14 protein-coding genes and 2 pseudogenes are annotated in these 16,263 nt (G+C 67.9%); 3 read left to right on the forward strand and 13 right to left on the reverse strand.

Translation table 11 applies throughout. From position 1 onward, the window contains the following. Positions 1 to 8: 8 nt before the first annotated feature. Positions 9 to 158, reverse strand: a complete 150-nt coding sequence (locus ABZ876_RS28005) for a hypothetical protein (protein ID WP_361786885.1) — start codon at positions 156 to 158, stop codon at positions 9 to 11. Between the two features lie 207 nt (positions 159 to 365). Here ABZ876_RS28005 and ABZ876_RS28010 point away from each other — a divergent pair, with 207 nt between their 5' ends. Beyond that, a complete protein-coding gene (locus ABZ876_RS28010; RefSeq protein ID WP_361786888.1) occupies positions 366 to 680 on the forward strand; it encodes a DUF1877 family protein in 315 nt (104 codons plus the stop codon). 445 nt (positions 681 to 1,125) lie between these two features. Here ABZ876_RS28010 and ABZ876_RS28015 read toward each other — a convergent pair whose 3' ends face one another. The 4 genes and pseudogenes from ABZ876_RS28015 to ABZ876_RS28030 all read right to left on the reverse strand — a co-directional run bounded on the left by ABZ876_RS28015 (position 1,126) and on the right by ABZ876_RS28030 (position 4,037). Further along, positions 1,126 to 2,280, reverse strand: coding sequence for an NAD(P)-binding domain-containing protein (locus ABZ876_RS28015; RefSeq protein WP_361786891.1), 1,155 nt, complete (start codon positions 2,278 to 2,280; stop codon positions 1,126 to 1,128). A 280-nt stretch (positions 2,281 to 2,560) separates the two neighbouring features. Beyond that, positions 2,561 to 2,810: pseudogene (locus ABZ876_RS28020) on the reverse strand (ISAs1 family transposase); the annotation flags it as partial. An 84-nt stretch (positions 2,811 to 2,894) separates the two neighbouring features. Beyond that, positions 2,895 to 3,274 (reverse strand): annotated as a pseudogene (locus tag ABZ876_RS28025) (transposase); the annotation flags it as partial. 25 nt (positions 3,275 to 3,299) lie between these two features. Next, complete coding sequence (locus ABZ876_RS28030; protein ID WP_361786894.1) at positions 3,300 to 4,037, reverse strand: SDR family oxidoreductase; 738 nt, start codon at positions 4,035 to 4,037, stop codon at positions 3,300 to 3,302. A 218-nt stretch (positions 4,038 to 4,255) separates the two neighbouring features. Between ABZ876_RS28030 and ABZ876_RS28035 the strand changes: the two genes are divergently transcribed. Then, the gene (locus tag ABZ876_RS28035) at positions 4,256 to 5,080 is read left to right on the forward strand and encodes a helix-turn-helix transcriptional regulator (protein WP_361786897.1); all 825 of its coding nucleotides are present in this window, start codon (positions 4,256 to 4,258) and stop codon (positions 5,078 to 5,080) included. A 1,002-nt stretch (positions 5,081 to 6,082) separates the two neighbouring features. Here the strand turns inward: ABZ876_RS28035 and ABZ876_RS28040 are convergent. The 8 genes from ABZ876_RS28040 to ABZ876_RS28075 all read right to left on the reverse strand — a co-directional run bounded on the left by ABZ876_RS28040 (position 6,083) and on the right by ABZ876_RS28075 (position 14,993). Then, on the reverse strand, positions 6,083 to 6,523 hold the full coding sequence (locus ABZ876_RS28040; RefSeq protein ID WP_361786900.1) for a cupin domain-containing protein: 441 nt from the start codon (positions 6,521 to 6,523) through the stop codon (positions 6,083 to 6,085). A gap of 100 nt (positions 6,524 to 6,623) precedes the next feature. Continuing rightward, on the reverse strand, positions 6,624 to 7,355 hold the full coding sequence (locus ABZ876_RS28045; protein WP_361786903.1) for an NAD(P)H-binding protein: 732 nt from the start codon (positions 7,353 to 7,355) through the stop codon (positions 6,624 to 6,626). 424 nt (positions 7,356 to 7,779) lie between these two features. Further along, positions 7,780 to 10,527, reverse strand: coding sequence for an alkaline phosphatase family protein (locus ABZ876_RS28050; protein WP_361786906.1), 2,748 nt, complete (start codon positions 10,525 to 10,527; stop codon positions 7,780 to 7,782). 4 nt (positions 10,528 to 10,531) lie between these two features. Then, positions 10,532 to 11,887, reverse strand: coding sequence for an ABC transporter permease (locus ABZ876_RS28055; RefSeq protein ID WP_361786909.1), 1,356 nt, complete (start codon positions 11,885 to 11,887; stop codon positions 10,532 to 10,534). Then, positions 11,884 to 12,825: an ABC transporter ATP-binding protein gene (locus ABZ876_RS28060; protein ID WP_361786912.1), complete on the reverse strand. Its 942-nt coding sequence runs from the start codon at positions 12,823 to 12,825 to the stop codon at positions 11,884 to 11,886. The genes ABZ876_RS28055 and ABZ876_RS28060 overlap by 4 nt, the downstream gene beginning before the upstream one ends. Positions 12,826 to 13,307: 482 nt before the next feature. Continuing rightward, entirely contained in the window at positions 13,308 to 13,739 is a 432-nt protein-coding gene (locus ABZ876_RS28065) for a hypothetical protein (protein ID WP_361786915.1), read from the reverse strand. After that, the gene (locus ABZ876_RS28070) at positions 13,739 to 14,173 is read right to left on the reverse strand and encodes a MarR family transcriptional regulator (protein ID WP_361786918.1); all 435 of its coding nucleotides are present in this window, start codon (positions 14,171 to 14,173) and stop codon (positions 13,739 to 13,741) included. Before ABZ876_RS28070 ends, ABZ876_RS28065 begins: the two co-directional genes overlap by 1 nt. Positions 14,174 to 14,243: 70 nt before the next feature. Further along, positions 14,244 to 14,993, reverse strand: a complete 750-nt coding sequence (locus ABZ876_RS28075) for a TioE family transcriptional regulator (protein WP_361786921.1) — start codon at positions 14,991 to 14,993, stop codon at positions 14,244 to 14,246. A 58-nt stretch (positions 14,994 to 15,051) separates the two neighbouring features. Between ABZ876_RS28075 and ABZ876_RS28080 the strand changes: the two genes are divergently transcribed. Further along, on the forward strand, positions 15,052 to 16,260 hold the full coding sequence (locus tag ABZ876_RS28080; protein WP_361786925.1) for an erythromycin esterase family protein: 1,209 nt from the start codon (positions 15,052 to 15,054) through the stop codon (positions 16,258 to 16,260). Positions 16,261 to 16,263: the final 3 nt, after the last annotated feature.

Raw genomic sequence — 16,263 nt, forward strand, 5'->3', positions numbered from 1 at the left:
ATAGACAGTTATGCGGTAACAGCGTTCAGGGCGTGGCGGGCGCGCCGGGTGACGCGTTCGGCGCGGCGCTGGAGGCGGACCGCGCGGACTAGGCGTTCCTGCTCTGCCTCGCGCATGCGCTCGCTCATCAGTACCCGGGTCGTTTCGGTGTACAGCATTGGTCTCCCCCTTGGTGGCGGACCTTCTGGCATCCGGTGATGCCGGACCTTTCCAGGTCTCGCGTCCGGCTTCAGATTGTATCACCAACTTACCGAATCTACCTTCGTTCTTAAGGTCATCCGGGGGAAGTTGCCTTTCATGTCAGGGTCAGGGCCAGGGCGCTCAGTGACCCTTGGGTGTGGTGTCTCGGACCTTCGAGGACATGGATGCAGGGACCGCCGCCGAGCCAACCAGGCACGCCGAGGTGCTGCTCCGCGGTCCGCTGGGCAGTTGCTGCCCAGGCGGATCGTCTCTACGGCGGCCCGGGCAAGGCGTGGGCCGGCCTCCAGTTCCCGCTCGACGAGACGGATGTGGATATCGAGTTCCTGATGGACGGGTCCCAAATCCTGCAGGAAGGGACCCTGTTGGGGTGGTCTGCGGAGCAGATCGAGAGCGTGGCACGGCGTCTGCGGGCAGCCCCGTGGGAGCGGTTGGCGGCCCACTACGCCCCGGAGCGGATGTTCATGAGTTTCAGCTTCTAGTCTTCCGCGTCAGGCGTCTCCGCCGTGCACCGTCTGCACCACGCACCGCAGCGCGCCTGGCCGCCGCACGAATCCCCTGGCCAGCGGAGTGGATCGCCGAATTCGGGATCGCTGTCGGTCGCCCGCCCGTACAGGTCCACCGGGGTACCTGCCACACGGCAGGCAAGCGACGCCGCCCCCAAACCGCGTGGAAACCCGGCGCCTGCTCACCGACGGCGCCAGCGCCGCGCTCACAGGGCCTTGCGCGAGCACGGTCATCCGGGCCGACGAGGTCGCGCTCGTAGAGAGCGCAAGAGCCGATCCCCTCGACCTCCAGCTCGCGGCTGACGGCAACGGTTGGGCGGTGCGCGGCTCAGCAGTGGGCGAGGTCGACGTCCAGCCGTGGGTTCACCGATTTCGGGGGCAGCCCGCGCGCCAGAACTCGAGGGATTGCCCCGTCGCCTCTTCACATTCCGTGGGACTGCAGTGCGCGCAGGAGGATGGTGGCTGAGGCCGGTGCGGCCCTTACGAAACCGAAGAATGGGCCGAAGTCCTGGGTGGCTGCGAAGCCGGTGAAGTAGAGACCGGGGATGCTGGTCTGGAAATGATCATCCAGCATGGGGAATCCGTTGCGCGTGACAATCTCGCTGTGAAGGTCGGACAGGTAGGGAACGCGTGCCAGGTCAGGTGCATATCCGGTGGCGAACAGTATGTGCTCGACAGTCAGGGATTCGCCGTTGGACAAGGTGACGCGTACCGAGTCCTGGCTTCCGCCGCTGTCCGCCTGGACGACTTCGGTCTGGGGCCATGCGTGTACCACTGCCGGGTCGAGTCGTGCGGGCAGCCATGGTTCCAGCACTGCCCGGCCGGCTTCCCAGCATCGCGTGGTGATCGCGCCTTGCTCCTTGGCCGTGAGCCGGCGCCACCAGCCTTCGACGTGCACTGTGCCATCGACGTAGTCGTCGAAGAATTTCCAGCTCACCGACTCGAAACGGGGAGCTGGGTGGCGGTGCACAATGTCTATGCGCGCCGCGCCGTGCTCACTCATCAGTGCCGCCCACTCGTACGCGCTTTGCCGACCTCCAACGACCAGTACACGCTGGCCGGACAGGGCATCGAAGCGGACCAGTTCGCAACTGTGGGCTGCCCGGGAAGCCGGTACGCCGGCCGCCCAGTCCGGGAGATGCTGGAAATACCCGATGCCGGGGACAGCGATCACGATGTCGGCATGTATGCGCCCACCACCGGTCAGCACGGCCTCGAAGCCGCCGTCCCGCCGGGCGATGCTGGAGACAAACTCCTGCCGGATAGAGAGCTGCTTTGCCTGACTGAACCACTCGGCGTATGCGCGGAACACTTCGACGGGAATCGGAAGGACATCGTCATCCTTGAGCCCGTGTTCCTGCAGATAGGCTTCGAGAGTGTGCATTCCTGTGGCGTCCAGGTGCCAGTCGGTGCCTGAACGCAGCAGCATGCCGTCAGGCATGTGCGCATTCCAGAAACCCATCGGCTGGCCGACCACATCGACGTCAATGCCTCGTTCGCGGGCGAGTGCGGCCGCGGACAGGGCGAACGGTCCAGCACCTACGATGAGCGCGGGGGTGGAACGGGTGTCTGCCATGTCAGGGGCTCCCCTTGATAAACAGGGCTATTGTCGGTAAAGGGCGGGACCCGGGGCGGGAATCCGGCCGGCCTTTTGCGCCTGGCCCGTGAACGTGCAAACCGCTGTACGCCAACTTTTCGCCGTAATCGCTACCACTTCAGGTTCACTCGCTGGTAACACCTCCGCAAGTGCCTCTGTCTGCGCTGTGGCGAAAATCGAGATCACCACGTCGGTGGTGCCCGCGGGCAGCGGGAACTGCGGGATGCGGGGCGTACTCGGTGGGCAGGCCAATGCGTTCTCAGGAAATGATCTTGAGGAGTGCGAGGGCGTGCCCGGGGCGTGACCAGTAGTGATCGGTTGCGGCGGCGATGTTGTGCCGGCCAGCTTGGCGCATCAGGCCGATGGCGAGGTTGACGTAGGGCGGCCATGAGGCGAGGTGCTGTGCCGGTGCGGATCCGGGAGGCGTCTTCGCCGTAGGTGACGTCTCGCACGTGGTGCAGGGCTTCCACGGACCAGTGGTCCCGGACGAGTTCGGCCAGACGTGCCGGGCCTGCCTGCTCGGGGGTGAGGCTGGTGACGGCGTAGACGGTCTTCGTGTGACTCCTCCCCCGGCTGGAGCCGGGGGCTTCTCGTTACGCCGGGTTGGCGTTGCGAGGGACCAGCCCGGCCCGTAGAACGTTGAGGGCGCCCACGGTGTCAGCGTGCGCGTGGTGGCCGCACGAGACGCAGTGGAACTTTTCCTGTGTGGGCCGGTTCTCCTTCGCGGTGTGCCCGCATTCGGGGCAGGTGCGGGAGGTGTTGCGGGGGTTGACGGCGATCACTTCCCGTCCGGCGCTTTCAGCCTTGGCGTGCGGGATCGTCAGGAACACCCCCCATCCGGCATCGCTGATCGACCTGTTGAGCCCGGCTTTGGCTACGGCCCCGTTGGGCAGGAAGGTGCCTGTGCGGGGGCCTTGCCCATAGTGCGGATCTTTAAATCCTCGTGCGCAATGAAGTCATGCGCTCGAACCAGTCCGCACCGGAAGGGCCGGGGGAGGTCAGCTCTGGGCGGTTGGCCGGACGACGATGTCGTTCACGTCGACCGCGGCAGGCTGTTCGATTGCGAAAGCGATGGCCCGGGCGATCGCGTCGGGCGGGATCGCGATGTCGTCCCGCATCTTCGTGATCTCTGCTCTGACCTGGCTGTTGGTTGACGCCTCGGCGAAGTCGGTCGCAGTCGGACCAGGTGAGACGGTGGTCACCCGCAGGGAGTCGCCGGCTTCCTGGCGCAGTCCTTCGCAGATGGCCCGGACCGCGAACTTGGTGCCGGCATAGACGGCCATGGTCGGCACGATGCGAAAAGCGGCCGTGGAGGCGGTGGTGATGAAGTGGCCGGTTCCCTGCGCCCGGAAGACCGGCAGCGCGGCGCCGATCCCGTGCAGCACGCCCTTCACATTGACGTCGACCATGTGGTCCCATTCCTCGACGCGCAGATCGTCGAGAGGCGAGATGGTGCCGACTCCGGCATTGCTGACGAGCACGTCGAGTCGGCCGAAGCACTCACCGGCCAGCGCGACCAGGGCCTGCAGGTCCTCCCGCAGGGTCACGTCGGTGCGGATCTGCACGGCCGTGCCGCCTGCCTGCTCGATCCGGGCCACCAGTTCCGCCAGGCGTTCTGACCTGCGCGCGCCGAGGACGAGTCGCGCGCCGCGTTCGGCGAGCAGCAGCGCGGTCGCCTCGCCGATGCCGCTGCTGGCTCCCGTGATCGCCACCACTTTGCCCTTGATTCCGCACATGAGTTGCCCTCTCCATCTTCGGCACCGGGGCCGGAGTGCCGAGCGGCAGCGAGTCCTGGAGGAGCGTCCGCCAAGCCGTTGCGCAGTGGCAGGCCGGGTGCCGGTGTGACCGTGTGAGGCCGTCGGTCATGCCGCGGCCTGTGCTCGCACGCCAGTCTCCGATGGACTTAGCCTGGTATCCAGACCGTATTTATTCTGGAACTGAAGGTGCCATCGTCATGCCCACGCAGCCGGGCCAGCGCCGTCAGCTGAGTGAATTCCTGCGCAGCCGGAGAGAGCGCCTGACCCCTGACGAGGTGGGCCTGCCCCAGACCGGCCGCCGTCGGACTCCGGGACTTCGCCGAGAGGAACTGGCACTGCTGGCCGGGATCAGCGCCACCTGGTACACGTACCTGGAGCAGGGGCGAAAGATCCGCGTCTCCGAACAGGTGCTCAATGCCCTCGCCGCGGCGCTGCGGCTCGACCGGCACGAGCGCGATCATCTCCTCCAGCTTGCCGGTCACGCGCCTGCGGCCGAAGCGGAGGAACGCGAGCCGCTCCCGGCCGAGGTGGGTGCCGTACCCCTGTTGCTCCAGCCGAACCCGGCGTACATCATCGGCGGCAACTATGACGTCCTCAGTCACAACCAGGCAGCCCACGAGTTGTTCCCGAGGCTCATCACGGAGGCGGACCGGCCCGCCAACTTCGCCCGCTGGGTGTTCCTCGAACCGGTGGCCCGGGACGTCCTGGTCGACTGGGAACCCGAAGCGCGCGGCCTGCTCGGCCGACTTCGGACGCTAGCGGCGCGCCACTCCGGCGACCCGCGGTACACCCGACTGATCGAGGACCTGAACGAGGGCAGCCCAGAGGTGCGGGACTGGTGGCCGCAGTACGAGGTGCAGGCCCGGCACAGCGGTCGCAAACGGCTGCGACACCCGCAACGGGGGGCGATCGATTATGCGTACACCGCGTTTCACCTGGCCGAACAGCCGGAACAGACACTGGTCGTCTATACCGACAGCAGCGAACCGCCGGACGGGAGCGCAGCCGTGACCAGCGGATGAAGGAAGAGGCCGGCGCCAGTACCAGCGCTTACGATACGGCGGCGGAGGACCAGCGGCTGCGCGCCGAGCAACTGCTGGAGAAACGGGGGACCAGCCATTCTTCAATGCCGAGCCGCACACGGTTACTTCTCCGTCGGCTCCCGGGTGGGCGCGACCCCGGTGGGGCACAACGAGCCCGGTTCGTCTCGAACCAGGGGCTCAGGCTGACCCCGCCCCACCGAACCGGTGGCCCTCATCTCGCCACCTGAGAACGCATCAGCCCTGACTCGGTGGGGTGAAGAGGTCGCGGCGGGAGGCCCTCTGCCGGGGTCTGCGCGTCGGGCCGGATCCCGTTCTCTCCTTCACCCGCTGGTAGCGGACACGGACGGAGGTGCCGCCCTCAAGCTGGTGGCGGTGGACGGTGTAGTCCTCGGTCGCGGTGCACAGCTGAACCGGCACCGTGACCAGCCGGAAGATGAACACCCCAGGCGGCCGGCGGTGTCCTTGGCCCAGCGCGCAGCGGCCGCTGCACCTCGTCCGGCTGCTCGCGCACAAGGCACGTTTGATGCCCACACGCCCTCGGACGGGCGGCGCAGACGGTTGATCTGTTGCGCCGTCTCGCGGTCGCATGCGGTACCGGCGGCCTTGGCCCGCTCGTCGCGGGCAGCGGTGGACTCGCCCGTCGCCTGGCCGTACAGCTCATGGTCGGCGAACACCGCAGCGGTCCGTTGCGGAGCGCAACCGCTCTCTGGCGATGGGTTGCAGGTCAAGGCCATGGACGGCTGGGTGAGCTGTCGTGGTGGTTGCCTCGAGCGATGCGCCGATGCGACCAATGAGGCCGAAATGCGGTCTTGACGTCATCGCCGGGCTTCCGGGTCGTTGGTGTGGGCATGGGCGGGGCGAAGGGGTATCTGGTTGCCGCAGCCACGTCACCATCGGCCCGCTGCCTCTGTCGATGCTGTCGCATGGGTGACGGGGGGGGGGCTTCCGACAGCCGCCGCTGACATCGCCCGGCGGAGAACCTCACGAAGACCTGGGCGCTCGCCGGTCTTTGCGCTGTGCGAGTTCCTCGTCGTCGACAAGGGCGATCATTGGCTGGTTCGGCACGCACAGCGTGGTGACGGTAAAGCGGCTCCAGGGGTCGGTGCGGTTGTTGCCGTCCTGGTAGTGGATGACATCTCCGCCCGGTTCCCAGAAGGTCTCCCCCGCCCGGATCACACGTTCCGGCTCGCCTTCGATCTCGAAGCGCATCTCCCCTTCGGGCATGTGTCCGAACGCCGGTCGGGGGTGACGGTGGGGAGGGGTACCGGGGTCGCCAGGGGGAAACTCCATGTGAAGAGTCATGGCCTCGGGTCCCTCGGGGATGTGCGGTGGTTTCGCCGTCTGGAGCACGGTGAAGGCCGTTTTCCATGCATCGGAGCGCGGCTGCTGTCCGGCGCCACCAGAGGAGGCGTTGCGCGACATGGCGTTTCCTCTTCTCCTCTTCTTGAGGCAATCAGAGTGGGACAGACGTGTGCACCGCTCCGGACCCGCGCAGCGTGTCGGGTGCTGGAGGGGGGACCGTTCAGGAGAGCCAGTCGGTGTAGTGGGTGGGGGCGATGCGGGCGTCGTTCGGGGCGGTGAGGACGTCGCCCTGGGCTGCGGCGAACATGCCGGCGCTGTCATCGGTGACGACAAAGCGCCCGTCGCTCTTGGCGGTCAGGGTGAGTCGGCCGAGTTCGTCGAGCGGGTAGACGTCGGGACCTGCGATGTTGAGGACGCCGTTCAGAGGGCTGCTTGCGGCGACTTCGGCGACGATGCTGGAGACGTCCGCGGCGGCGATCGGCTGGATCGGCGTGCGTGGCAGTCGGACGGTGTCGCCGTCGCTGTTCATGGCCAGGGTCGCGTCCATGAACTCCATGAACTGCGTGGCGCGGACGATGGAATACGGGATCGGTCCGGCCTTGAGGATGTTTTCCTGTAGCACCTTTGCCCGGTAGTAGTCCAGATCGGGCACTTGGTCCACGCCGACGATCGAGAGGATGACGAAGTGCCTGACCCCGTCCTTCTCGCTCGCCGCAAGAAGGTTGTCCATCGAGGTCTGGAAGAAGGCGAGCGAGGCGTGGTCGAAGGTCGGGGAATTCGTCAGGTTGATGACGACGTCGGCGCCCGCCACGGCCGCCTCCAGGCCCTGGCCAGTGATGATGTCCACGCCTGTGGACTGGGAGTGCGGTACGGCTTGGTGTCCGGCCGCGTTCAGGTTCTCCACGACCCGTGACCCGATCAGCCCGGTTCCACCGATGACTGCGAACCTCACGCTCCAGCCTCCCTTGGGGAGCTTTGCCGGATATGCAGCTTATACGGCCTTAACTGCACTCTACGTGCATTCATACTCGGACATCGCATGTCCGAGTGAATGGCCCCGCGGGTTGGGCGACGGGGTGAAGATGTCTGGTGGCGTGGAGAGGGCTGTGCACTGCCGCGTCGTGCTGAACTCGGTGCAAGGAGCCGCAAGTGTGCAGGGAAAGTCGGGCGGCGACGCGTCCTCCGCCGCGGACCGAGTCACCTTCAGCTCCGCCAATCGACCTGATCAGGACGGCTGCCTTGCCGGCACAGGACGCCTCGCTCACGTCAGTGAGCGTTCCCGCCCCGGTATTCCCGGTTGTCGCCAGGCAAGGGACAGAAGGGGCCCCTGGCCGGCGGTGACGCCTGCCAGGGGCCCTTGGGACGATCGGCCTACGTCAGCCGTCGGACTCCGACGACGGGATGTAGGCGCCCGGGACGTCGTTCGGCGCGTAGATCTTGCTCTCGCCGGGGTACGGCTTGGCCCAGTTGTGCGTCTGATACCACGTCAGGTGGTTCATCTGCGCGGGATTCGCGTAGTCGGGCACGGCGTGGGACCCGGTCAGCCGCTGCTTGGACTTCCAGTTCTCCCACTTCGCCGCGAGCTGATGCATGTCCGCCGGCACCTTCGACGACGGCACGGCCGCCGCCTTGGGGTCCTGCGGCGCGGGGGTGTCCACACCGCAGGATGGCGGGGTCTTCAGCCCATCGGTCAGCGAGGTGCGGTTGGGCAGCGCCGTGAACGGCGTGTAGTCCGGCTTCCTGGTGAACGCCTCGGCCATCGGGCTGGCCGCGCTGTCCTTCTGGTTCATGGGGTGGATCCCGAGGATCTGCTCGATGGTGCGGATCATCGTGATCTGCGAGTAGTAGTGGCTGTCGACGGTGCCGTGCTGGGCCCAGGGGCTGATGATCTGGATCGGGGCACGGTGGCCGTCGACGTGGTCGAGGCCGGCCTGGGAGTCGTCCTCGACGACGAAGATCGCCGAGTCCTTCCAGTACTTGCTGTGCGAGATCTGGTCGACCATCCTGCCGACCGCGAGGTCGTTGTCCGCGACCTGAGCGGCCGGGCTCGCCGGGCCACCGGTGTGGTCGTTGGAGAGCCAGAACATGTTCAGGTTCGCCGGACCGTTCTTCTCGAAGTCCTGCTTCCAGATCTCGTACTTGTAGATGTCCGGGACACTGGTGTCGAACATCGGGAAGCCCGGCACCGACACGTCGTTGAGCGACGGGATCGCCGAGCCCGTCTGTATGGGGTAGGCGGTGTTCTGCCCGGTCGCGTCCATGTTCTTGGCGTCGCAGTACAGGTTCTGCCAGGACGCGCCGGACGGCTTGCTCTCGATCGACTGGAACTCGCCGAAGTCCCGCACGGTCTTCCCGACCGCCTGCGCGCCCGTCCAGACGAAGCCGGACTTCTGGTGGCCGAGGGCGTCGTTCTCGGTGTCGTAGCTTCGCGCGTACTCACCGGCCGAGGACTCGGTGTACTCCGGGTCGTCGGCCTGCATCAGCCAGTTGTGGCCCTCGGCGGAGTTCGTACCGATGTCGTAGGTGTTGTCGTACAGCCCGAACTGGTTGGCCAGCGCGTGCTGGTTCGGCGTCACGTTCTCGCCGAACTGTGTCACCGAGGGGTTGCCGTTGCCCTTCGCGATGTCGCCGAAGACCTGGTCGTAGGTCCGGTTCTCCTTGACGATCAGGAAGACGTGCTTGATCGTCGAGGGGTCGCCGAGCCGGTGCGGGACCGGGACCGGCTTGGCGTGGCTCTTGCCCTTGGCCAGCTTGACCGAGCCGGGGGTCCAGCCGTTCTGCTTGAAGACCTTGGCCGTCTGGGACCTGATGACGCTGTCGTCCGGCACGGTGAAGCGCTGCACACTCGACGTCGTGTCGTGGGTGCCGTGCCCGGCGCTGTTGGTGGGGCGGCGGGCGTCGATGCCACGGGTGTTGGAGACCAGCACCTGCTTGCCGACGGTGGTGATCTCCGCAGGGAAGTAGTCGGTCGGGAGCAGGCCGACGTAACTGACCGGCTCCTGCGGGCTCTTGTACCGGTAGACGGCGACCGCGTTGGCGCGGCCGAGCGTCACCAGCAGGCGTCCGTCGTCGGTGAGCGTCACCGCGTTGGGCTCGTAGCCCACCGACGCCTCCGGCCACGGCCGGGTGTCGATGGTCTGCACGACCTTGTCCTTGGCGGTGTCGATCACCGACACGTTGTTGGTGGCGGTGTTGGTGACGAACAGCGCCTTGCCCTTGGCGTACAGGGCGGTCGGGTGGAGACCGACATCGATACTGGACGGGGCGGCCTCCGGGTTCGCCAGGTCGATGACGCTGACCGTGCCGGTGGTGGTGGCACCGGTCTTCGGGTTGGCCGGAACCTGGGTGCCGTACGAGTTCATGGTGGTGTCGCCGGGCTTCGCCGGACGCCCGCCCTCGTTGCTGACGTAGAGCTTGTCGCCGACCTGGACCATGTCGCGCGGGGCGTTGCCCACGGTCCAGCTCTGCTTGACGGCGCCGGTCGCCGCGTCGATGGCGACCACCCTGTTCTGGCCGTTGACCGCGGAGTAGACGGTGGAGCCGTCGGACGAGAAGACCGCCTCGCCCACCAGGGCGTGCTTGGACCCGTCCGCCGGAATCTTGATCGACGTCGGGTTGGTGACAGTGCCGTCGGGGTTCACCGTGAACTTGGTGTAGCCGTCGGTCTGGCCCAGCCACAGCTGCTTGCCGTCAGGCGAGTACGTGGGGCCTTCCTGTCCCACGCTGTTGCTGCTGATGCGCGGCACCGACGACGCGGCGGTGCCGACGACCTGCTGCACCTTCCAGTTCTGCACGTCGACGATGGCCAGGGCACTCCCGCCGTCGGTGACGGAGGCCGCGAGGTGGGTGCCATCCGGGCTGACGGAGGACGACATGATCTTGCCGTTGTTGATGACGAGGCGGTCACCGTACGGGGCGATGTACTGGTCGCTGGAGACGACCTGGCCCCGGTCGGTGGTCTGACCCACCTGATCGGTACCGAACTGGTGTGTCTGGGCGTAACCGATGCCGGCGGTGACGGCGAGGACGACCGCGGTGGCGGCTGCCGTGAGGGTGCTCCGGCGACCACGTCGTCTACCGAGGAAATTCGTGTCGACCGTCCGGCGGTGGCGTGTTACCTGCATGGAGTCAGTCCTTCGAGACGCGAAGAAGTTCGACATTGCCGTCGAACTGCCAAAGGGGGTTCGGTGCGTCACCGGTCGCGGTCCGCACCAGGAAGTAGCCGTTCACTTCCTTCGGTCCATCGCCGTCGGCCATGAACCGCCCGTCTGGGGTGACGTCGAGTTGGTAGATGGCCGTGCCTGTGGCCTCGACGCCGGGAAGATGCCAGGAGACGACGCAGCGCCAGTCGTTGCCCGGGCCCTCGGCAGCGACCTTGATGCTGCCCTTGTTGCACGCCGCCGTGGCCTTCAGCTGCGCTTCGGTGACATCGGGGCGGTTGAGCTGCTTCGTCTGCATGCGATAGAGGTGGGCGAACGCTGTGGCGAGCGAGCGCTGCACTTTGTCCTGTTCGATCCCGGAGCCCGTGGCCCCGGTCGCCGCGGCGACGACCGCGACCGTCACAGCGACGACCCCGGCCAGCGGCAGGACTCCAGCGGTGACCGCACGGCGTCCCGAGCCGTCGTAGTCGGCGTTGGTGAAGTCTCGGCGCACAAAGAGCACGTAGGCCAGCACCGTCGCGATCACCGTCCACACCAGGCTGACCACGATGCCGATCAGCAGTGGCCCGAGCTGTGCCGGGCTGGTGAACAGACCGTTCCAGGCGATGAAGGCGTAGCCGGGCAGGGCGAGGCGTACGGCGACGGGGAGCGGCATCATCTGGGCGAGCTGCATCGCGATCGCGACGACCGCGGGCAGCAGCAGTCCCATCGGGGACCGCCCCAGCGTGACGGACCCGAGCAGTCCGATCGCGGCGAGGGCCAGGGTCGGGGCGAGTACACAGACCCAGGCGAGCAGGACCCTGCCGGCGGCGTCCGCCGGCGCCAGCAGGTGGCCGTCGAGGCCTGCCAGCGGCTGGTTGCCGACCGCGACGAGTCCGCCGGCCGCGCTGGAACAGGCCAGTCCGGCCACGAGCAGCAGCAGGACGGTCAGACCGGCCAGTGCCTTCGCCGCGAAGATCCGCCTGGGCGACCGGACCGCCACGAGCAGGAGGCGCCAGGTGCCGAGCCGGTCCTCGGAGGCGAACACGTCGCCGGCGACCACCGAGGTCAGCAGTGGGAGTGCCCAGGTGCCCGCGAAACCGAGCATCACCAGCGGTCCGGCCCATCCCGTGGCGTGCATCCAGCGGCCGAAGAGGGTGTCGACGGGCAGCGTGCTCTGCTGGCTCACAGCGGCGACGAAGAGCGCGGGCGCGATCCAGCAGGCGAGGACCAGCAGGCGGATCCGCCATTGCGAGACCAGCTTGACCAGCTCGAAGCGGTAGCCGCGCGGAACCGAGACGGGGTGGGTGGTGCCAACGTCGTCCCCGGCGATGGTCGCGGTCATCGGCCGGCCTCCTTCGGCTCGGTGAGGGCGAGGAAGGCGGCTTCCAGCGGCGACACCACGGGTGCGAGCTCGCGCAACGCGATGCCCGCGTGCACGAGTTGCACCACGAGTTCGTCCAGGGCGGGCACCAGCGCGCGCACGACGAGCGCATCGGAGTCGTGCCGTGCCCCGGCGTCCTCGACGATCCGGATCCCGGCCGCGTCGACGGCCAGCCGCCGGGCGGCCTGCGGGTCGGAGGTGAGCAGCCGGTAGTCGAGTTCACGGTTCTCGGAGGCCAGCTTGCTCAGCGGTCCGGAGAAGACGACCCGTCCGGTGGCGACGATGGTGACTTCGGAGCACAGTGCCTGGAGGTCGTCCATGCGGTGGCTGGAGAGCACGACGCTGGTTCCGTCCGCCGCGAGCCGGGTGAGGACACCGTGTACATGTCTCTTGCCGGCCGGGTCGAGGCCGTTGGAAGGTTCGTCCAGCACGAGCAGCCGGGGCTTGGTGAGCAGGGCTGCGGCGAGCCCGAGCCGTTGACGCATGCCGAGGGAGAAGCCGCGGGCCTGGTCGTCGGCCACATCGGTGAGGCCGACCTGGTCGAGCACGTCGTCGACCCGCGCTGTCCTCGCGTCGCGGCCGCGGAGAGCGGCCAGCGCGGTGAGGTTCTGCCTGGCGGTGAGCGAGGGGTAGAGGCCGGGGCCGTCCACGAAGCCGGCGACACCGTCGGGAGCGGTGAGCGCCCGCTGGACCGGCGTACCCAGGATCTCGAGGCGCCCGCTGTCGGCGACGGCCAGGCCCAGCAGGAGACCGAGCAATGTGGTCTTGCCGGCGCCGTTCGGTCCGACCAACCCGTGGATCTGCCCCTGCGCCACATCCAGATCGACGGCGTCGAGCGCGACGACATCGCCGAAACACTTGGTGATCCCGCGGGCCCGGACTGCGAGGAGTGTGTCCATGAGTCCCTTCTTTCGAAACCTTCAGGGACCCTAGGGACGGCACACAACGCAGGCACGGACGGCTGGTTGAACGCTCTTGGAACGGATCGTCAAAGCGTTGGCAAGTCCAGGTACACAAAACAGTCGGCATCAAGCCAGACTTGGGCAACTTCGTGAGGCGCCGAGTCCCTACGAAGTACCGAACGAAGTACCGAGGCGCCGGTTTCGCGAACGGTTGCGCTACGAGGCCGGGCAGAGCGGTTGGCCCGTGGCGAGAGAACCCTACGCGCCCTGGCCATCGCCGTGGGTGTAGGCGCTCCGGGCTGCTGACGACTTGCTCGACCAGTCGGCCTCGATCCAAGTTGCCACGAGGTCACGGCAGATGACGGCGAGTGTGCCGTTCCTGATACGCGTTCTGGTTGCAGGCGTTGGGGCTTGAAGCCGCGGCCACGCGAGGGGTCCCGAGGCGGGAGGGCCGTATCGATCGGCAGTTCAGTCCCGCCTCACCTGTCGTCTCCCTGCCAGGGGAAGGGCGCGAGGTCGGGCTCGACCCAGCTGGTCCTGGCCGGGGCGCCGGCCAGCGTCGAGGGCCGGTAGAAGCGAGTCAGCAGCTTCTTGTCGAGCAGCACAGGGTGCTGCTCGACGAAGACGTCGAAGTCGGCGGTGTCCCACTGGCCCACGTGGTGGCCCACCAGCTCGACCCAGGCCCGACTCACGGTCGCGTTGTACTTATGCGGGACGCCTGCGTAGCGAGCGGTGCGCTGGATCCCGTCGCTGATCAAGTCCACCGCCGCGGCGCTTCCGTAGCGCCGGACGGCCAGCCAGGTCAGGTGGACGTGCTGGCGGTGCCCGAACCGCTCGGCGGTGGCCATCACCTCTTCCATCAGCTCTGTGAACGGCGAAGACTCCTCCTTCGCGCCGTCGCCGTTTGCCATCACGCTCCCTCCTTGATCAGCGCATCCAGAACGGCGTGGAAACCGACGACCGCCTCGGAGGGCAGGCCGCCCAGCGCACGGCTCTCGAGATCGGCCAGCGTCTGCCTGATCAGGGCCGCTGCCGCGTGCCCGGACTCGGTAAGTTCGATGAGTACCGAGCGGCGGTCGCCGGCGCGCGTGCCGCGGGTGATGTGACCGCGTCGCTCCAGCCGGTCCAGCACACCGGTCAGCGTGGTGGGGCGGGTGCCGACGGCGGCGCCCAGCTGGGACACAGTGCGGCCCTTGCCGTCGGCAAGGTTGGCCAGCGCGTTGATTTCGGAGGCGGTCAAGTCGAGGTCGACCAGTTCGCCGGCAATCAGCTGCAAGGTGGCATGGGTCGCGCGCTGCAAGGTCAGCAGCACCGACCGGTCCGATGGTACGGATTCGTACTTCACGTTTTCGGATACTACGAAACCGAACTATTGAGATGCAAGGGTGTCGTCTCTCCGATCGGCGACCGAATTCTCATCCGCGCTCGCGGAGGTACACCTCCAGCTCTGCGGCCCCTGTCAGCATCGCGCGCCCGCGGGCGGACAGTCGGCCGTGCCAGTCGCACAGTGCGGCCTCCAGCGGCTCCAGCCCGCCGGCCGCCCGCACTTGGGCGATCAGCGGGGCGATCTGCTCCAGCAGGTAGCCGCCCCGCCTGAGCTGGTGGGCCAGCCGGGCGTCCCGTACGTCGGCCTCGTCGTAGACGCGGTACCCGGTCCGCGCGTCGCGGCGCGGGCGCACCAGCCCGGCGCGCTCCCATTTGCGCAGCGTCGCGGGCCGGATTCCGAGCTTCCCCGCCAGCGGCCCGATGAACGTGCCGCCGGGTCCGGACACCGCGGCCGGCTCGGACCCCACACCGGGCTCGGGCGCCGTGGTGGGCTCCAGGTCGCGGAGGGCACTCTCCACGGCCTGGAGGGTCCGCCGGTCGTCGAGGAGCTGAGCGTGGCTCTCGTCGATGAGGCGGAACGCCTCATCGATCGCGCCCTGATTCACCGCCCGCATGATCGACGCCGCCGTCTGGTGGCCGTGGCCGGGCACCAGCGCAAGAAAGGCGCGAAGGGCCCGCGCGTGCAGCGAGGTGTAGGTGCGGTAGCCGTGGGGTGTGCGACCGGCGGCCGGAAGGATGCCGGCCTCCTCGTAGTTCCTGATCGCCTGCGTGGACAGACCGTGCCCGCGCGCCAGATCAACGGGCCTGAGCCGCTCGCCCTTTTGAAGGTTCCTCCCCATGGGACCGACGATATCGCGGAAAACTTTCAACCGAAGGTTCAACGATACCGTTGATGGCATGGCAACTGTTTCTGACATCGAGGACACCGCCCATGCCATCGAGGCTGCCGCCGTCATGAGGCTGCTCCCGGCCCGGCCTCGGCTGCTTGCCCTCGGCGAGCCCACCCACGGCGAGGACACTCTGCTCGACCTGCGCAACGAGCTCTTCCGGCAGCTCGTCGAGCAGGAGGGCTACCGGACGATCGCCATCGAGAGCGACTGCATGATGGGCCTGGTCGTGGACGACTACGTCACCGCGGGCACGGGCACTCTCGACGAAGTCATGGAGCACGGAATCAGCCATGGCTGGGGCACCTCCGCGGCCAACCGCGAGCTCGTGCGCTGGATGCGCGCCTACAACGACGGCCGGCCCGCGCCCGAGCGGCTCCGCTTCGCCGGTTTCGACGGCCCGCTGGAGATCACCGGCGCAGCGAGCCCCCGGCAGGCCCTCACCGCACTCCACGGCTACCTCTCGACCCGGGTGGACGCTGACCTGCTCCCCTGCACGGCGGAAACACTCGACCGCCTGCTCGGCATCGACGACCGGTGGACCAATCCAGCCGCGATGATGGACCCGGCCCAGTCCGTGGGGCAGTCGGCCGAGGCCGGTCAGCTGCGGCTACTCGCCGACGATCTGGTGGCGCTGCTCGACGAGCAGATGCCACACCTGATCACCGCGGACTCCCGGGACGACTGGGATCGGGCGCGCCTGTACGGGCGTACCGCCACCGGCCTGCTCCGCTACCACCACTGGATGGCCGACACCTCACCGGTCCGCATGACCCGACTGGTGAGCGTGCGGGACCAGATGATGGCCCACAACCTCCTCGCCGTCGCCGCTCGGGGTCCGGCACTGGTCCACGCCCACAACTCCCATCTCCAGCGGGAGAAGAGCACGATGCGGATGGGCGGAATGCCGCTGGAGTGGTGGAGCGCCGGTGCGCTGGTGAGCGCCCAGCTCGGCGAGGAGTACGCCTTCGTGGCCACGGCCCTCGGCACGATCCGGCACCAGGGAGTGGACACGCCGTCGCCGGACACCGTCGAGGGGCTCCTGTACGCGCTCCCGGAGGACCGCTGCGTCGTCGACGCCCCGCGGCTGGCCACCGCCCTCGGCGACACGCGGCCCGCGCCCCGCGTATCCCCCTGGTTCGGCTACTCCCCGCTTGACCCGGCCAGCCTGGCGAACAGCGACGGGATCGTGTTCGTCAAGGATGTTCCGCAGAGCTAGAAC

Origin of the sequence: Streptomyces sp. NPDC046931 (genome assembly GCF_040644655.1) — a bacterium.
Classification (GTDB): Bacteria; Actinomycetota; Actinomycetes; order Streptomycetales; family Streptomycetaceae; genus Streptomyces.

Bases quoted from the DNA above. Each gene is read 5' to 3' on its own strand.
- ABZ876_RS28080 (WP_361786925.1), top strand. From the start codon at position 15,052: ATGGCAACTGTTTCTGACATCGAGGACACCGCCCATGCCATCGAGGCT.
- ABZ876_RS28050 (WP_361786906.1), bottom strand. From the start codon at position 10,527: ATGCAGGTAACACGCCACCGCCGGACGGTCGACACGAATTTCCTCGGT.
- ABZ876_RS28005 (WP_361786885.1), bottom strand. From the start codon at position 158: ATGCTGTACACCGAAACGACCCGGGTACTGATGAGCGAGCGCATGCGC.
- ABZ876_RS28010 (WP_361786888.1), top strand. From the start codon at position 366: ATGCAGGGACCGCCGCCGAGCCAACCAGGCACGCCGAGGTGCTGCTCC.
- ABZ876_RS28075 (WP_361786921.1), bottom strand. From the start codon at position 14,993: ATGGGGAGGAACCTTCAAAAGGGCGAGCGGCTCAGGCCCGTTGATCTG.
- ABZ876_RS28015 (WP_361786891.1), bottom strand. From the start codon at position 2,280: ATGGCAGACACCCGTTCCACCCCCGCGCTCATCGTAGGTGCTGGACCG.
- ABZ876_RS28030 (WP_361786894.1), bottom strand. From the start codon at position 4,037: ATGTGCGGAATCAAGGGCAAAGTGGTGGCGATCACGGGAGCCAGCAGC.
- ABZ876_RS28055 (WP_361786909.1), bottom strand. From the start codon at position 11,887: ATGACCGCGACCATCGCCGGGGACGACGTTGGCACCACCCACCCCGTC.
- ABZ876_RS28065 (WP_361786915.1), bottom strand. From the start codon at position 13,739: ATGGCAAACGGCGACGGCGCGAAGGAGGAGTCTTCGCCGTTCACAGAG.
- ABZ876_RS28040 (WP_361786900.1), bottom strand. From the start codon at position 6,523: ATGTCGCGCAACGCCTCCTCTGGTGGCGCCGGACAGCAGCCGCGCTCC.
- ABZ876_RS28035 (WP_361786897.1), top strand. From the start codon at position 4,256: ATGCCCACGCAGCCGGGCCAGCGCCGTCAGCTGAGTGAATTCCTGCGC.
- ABZ876_RS28060 (WP_361786912.1), bottom strand. From the start codon at position 12,825: ATGGACACACTCCTCGCAGTCCGGGCCCGCGGGATCACCAAGTGTTTC.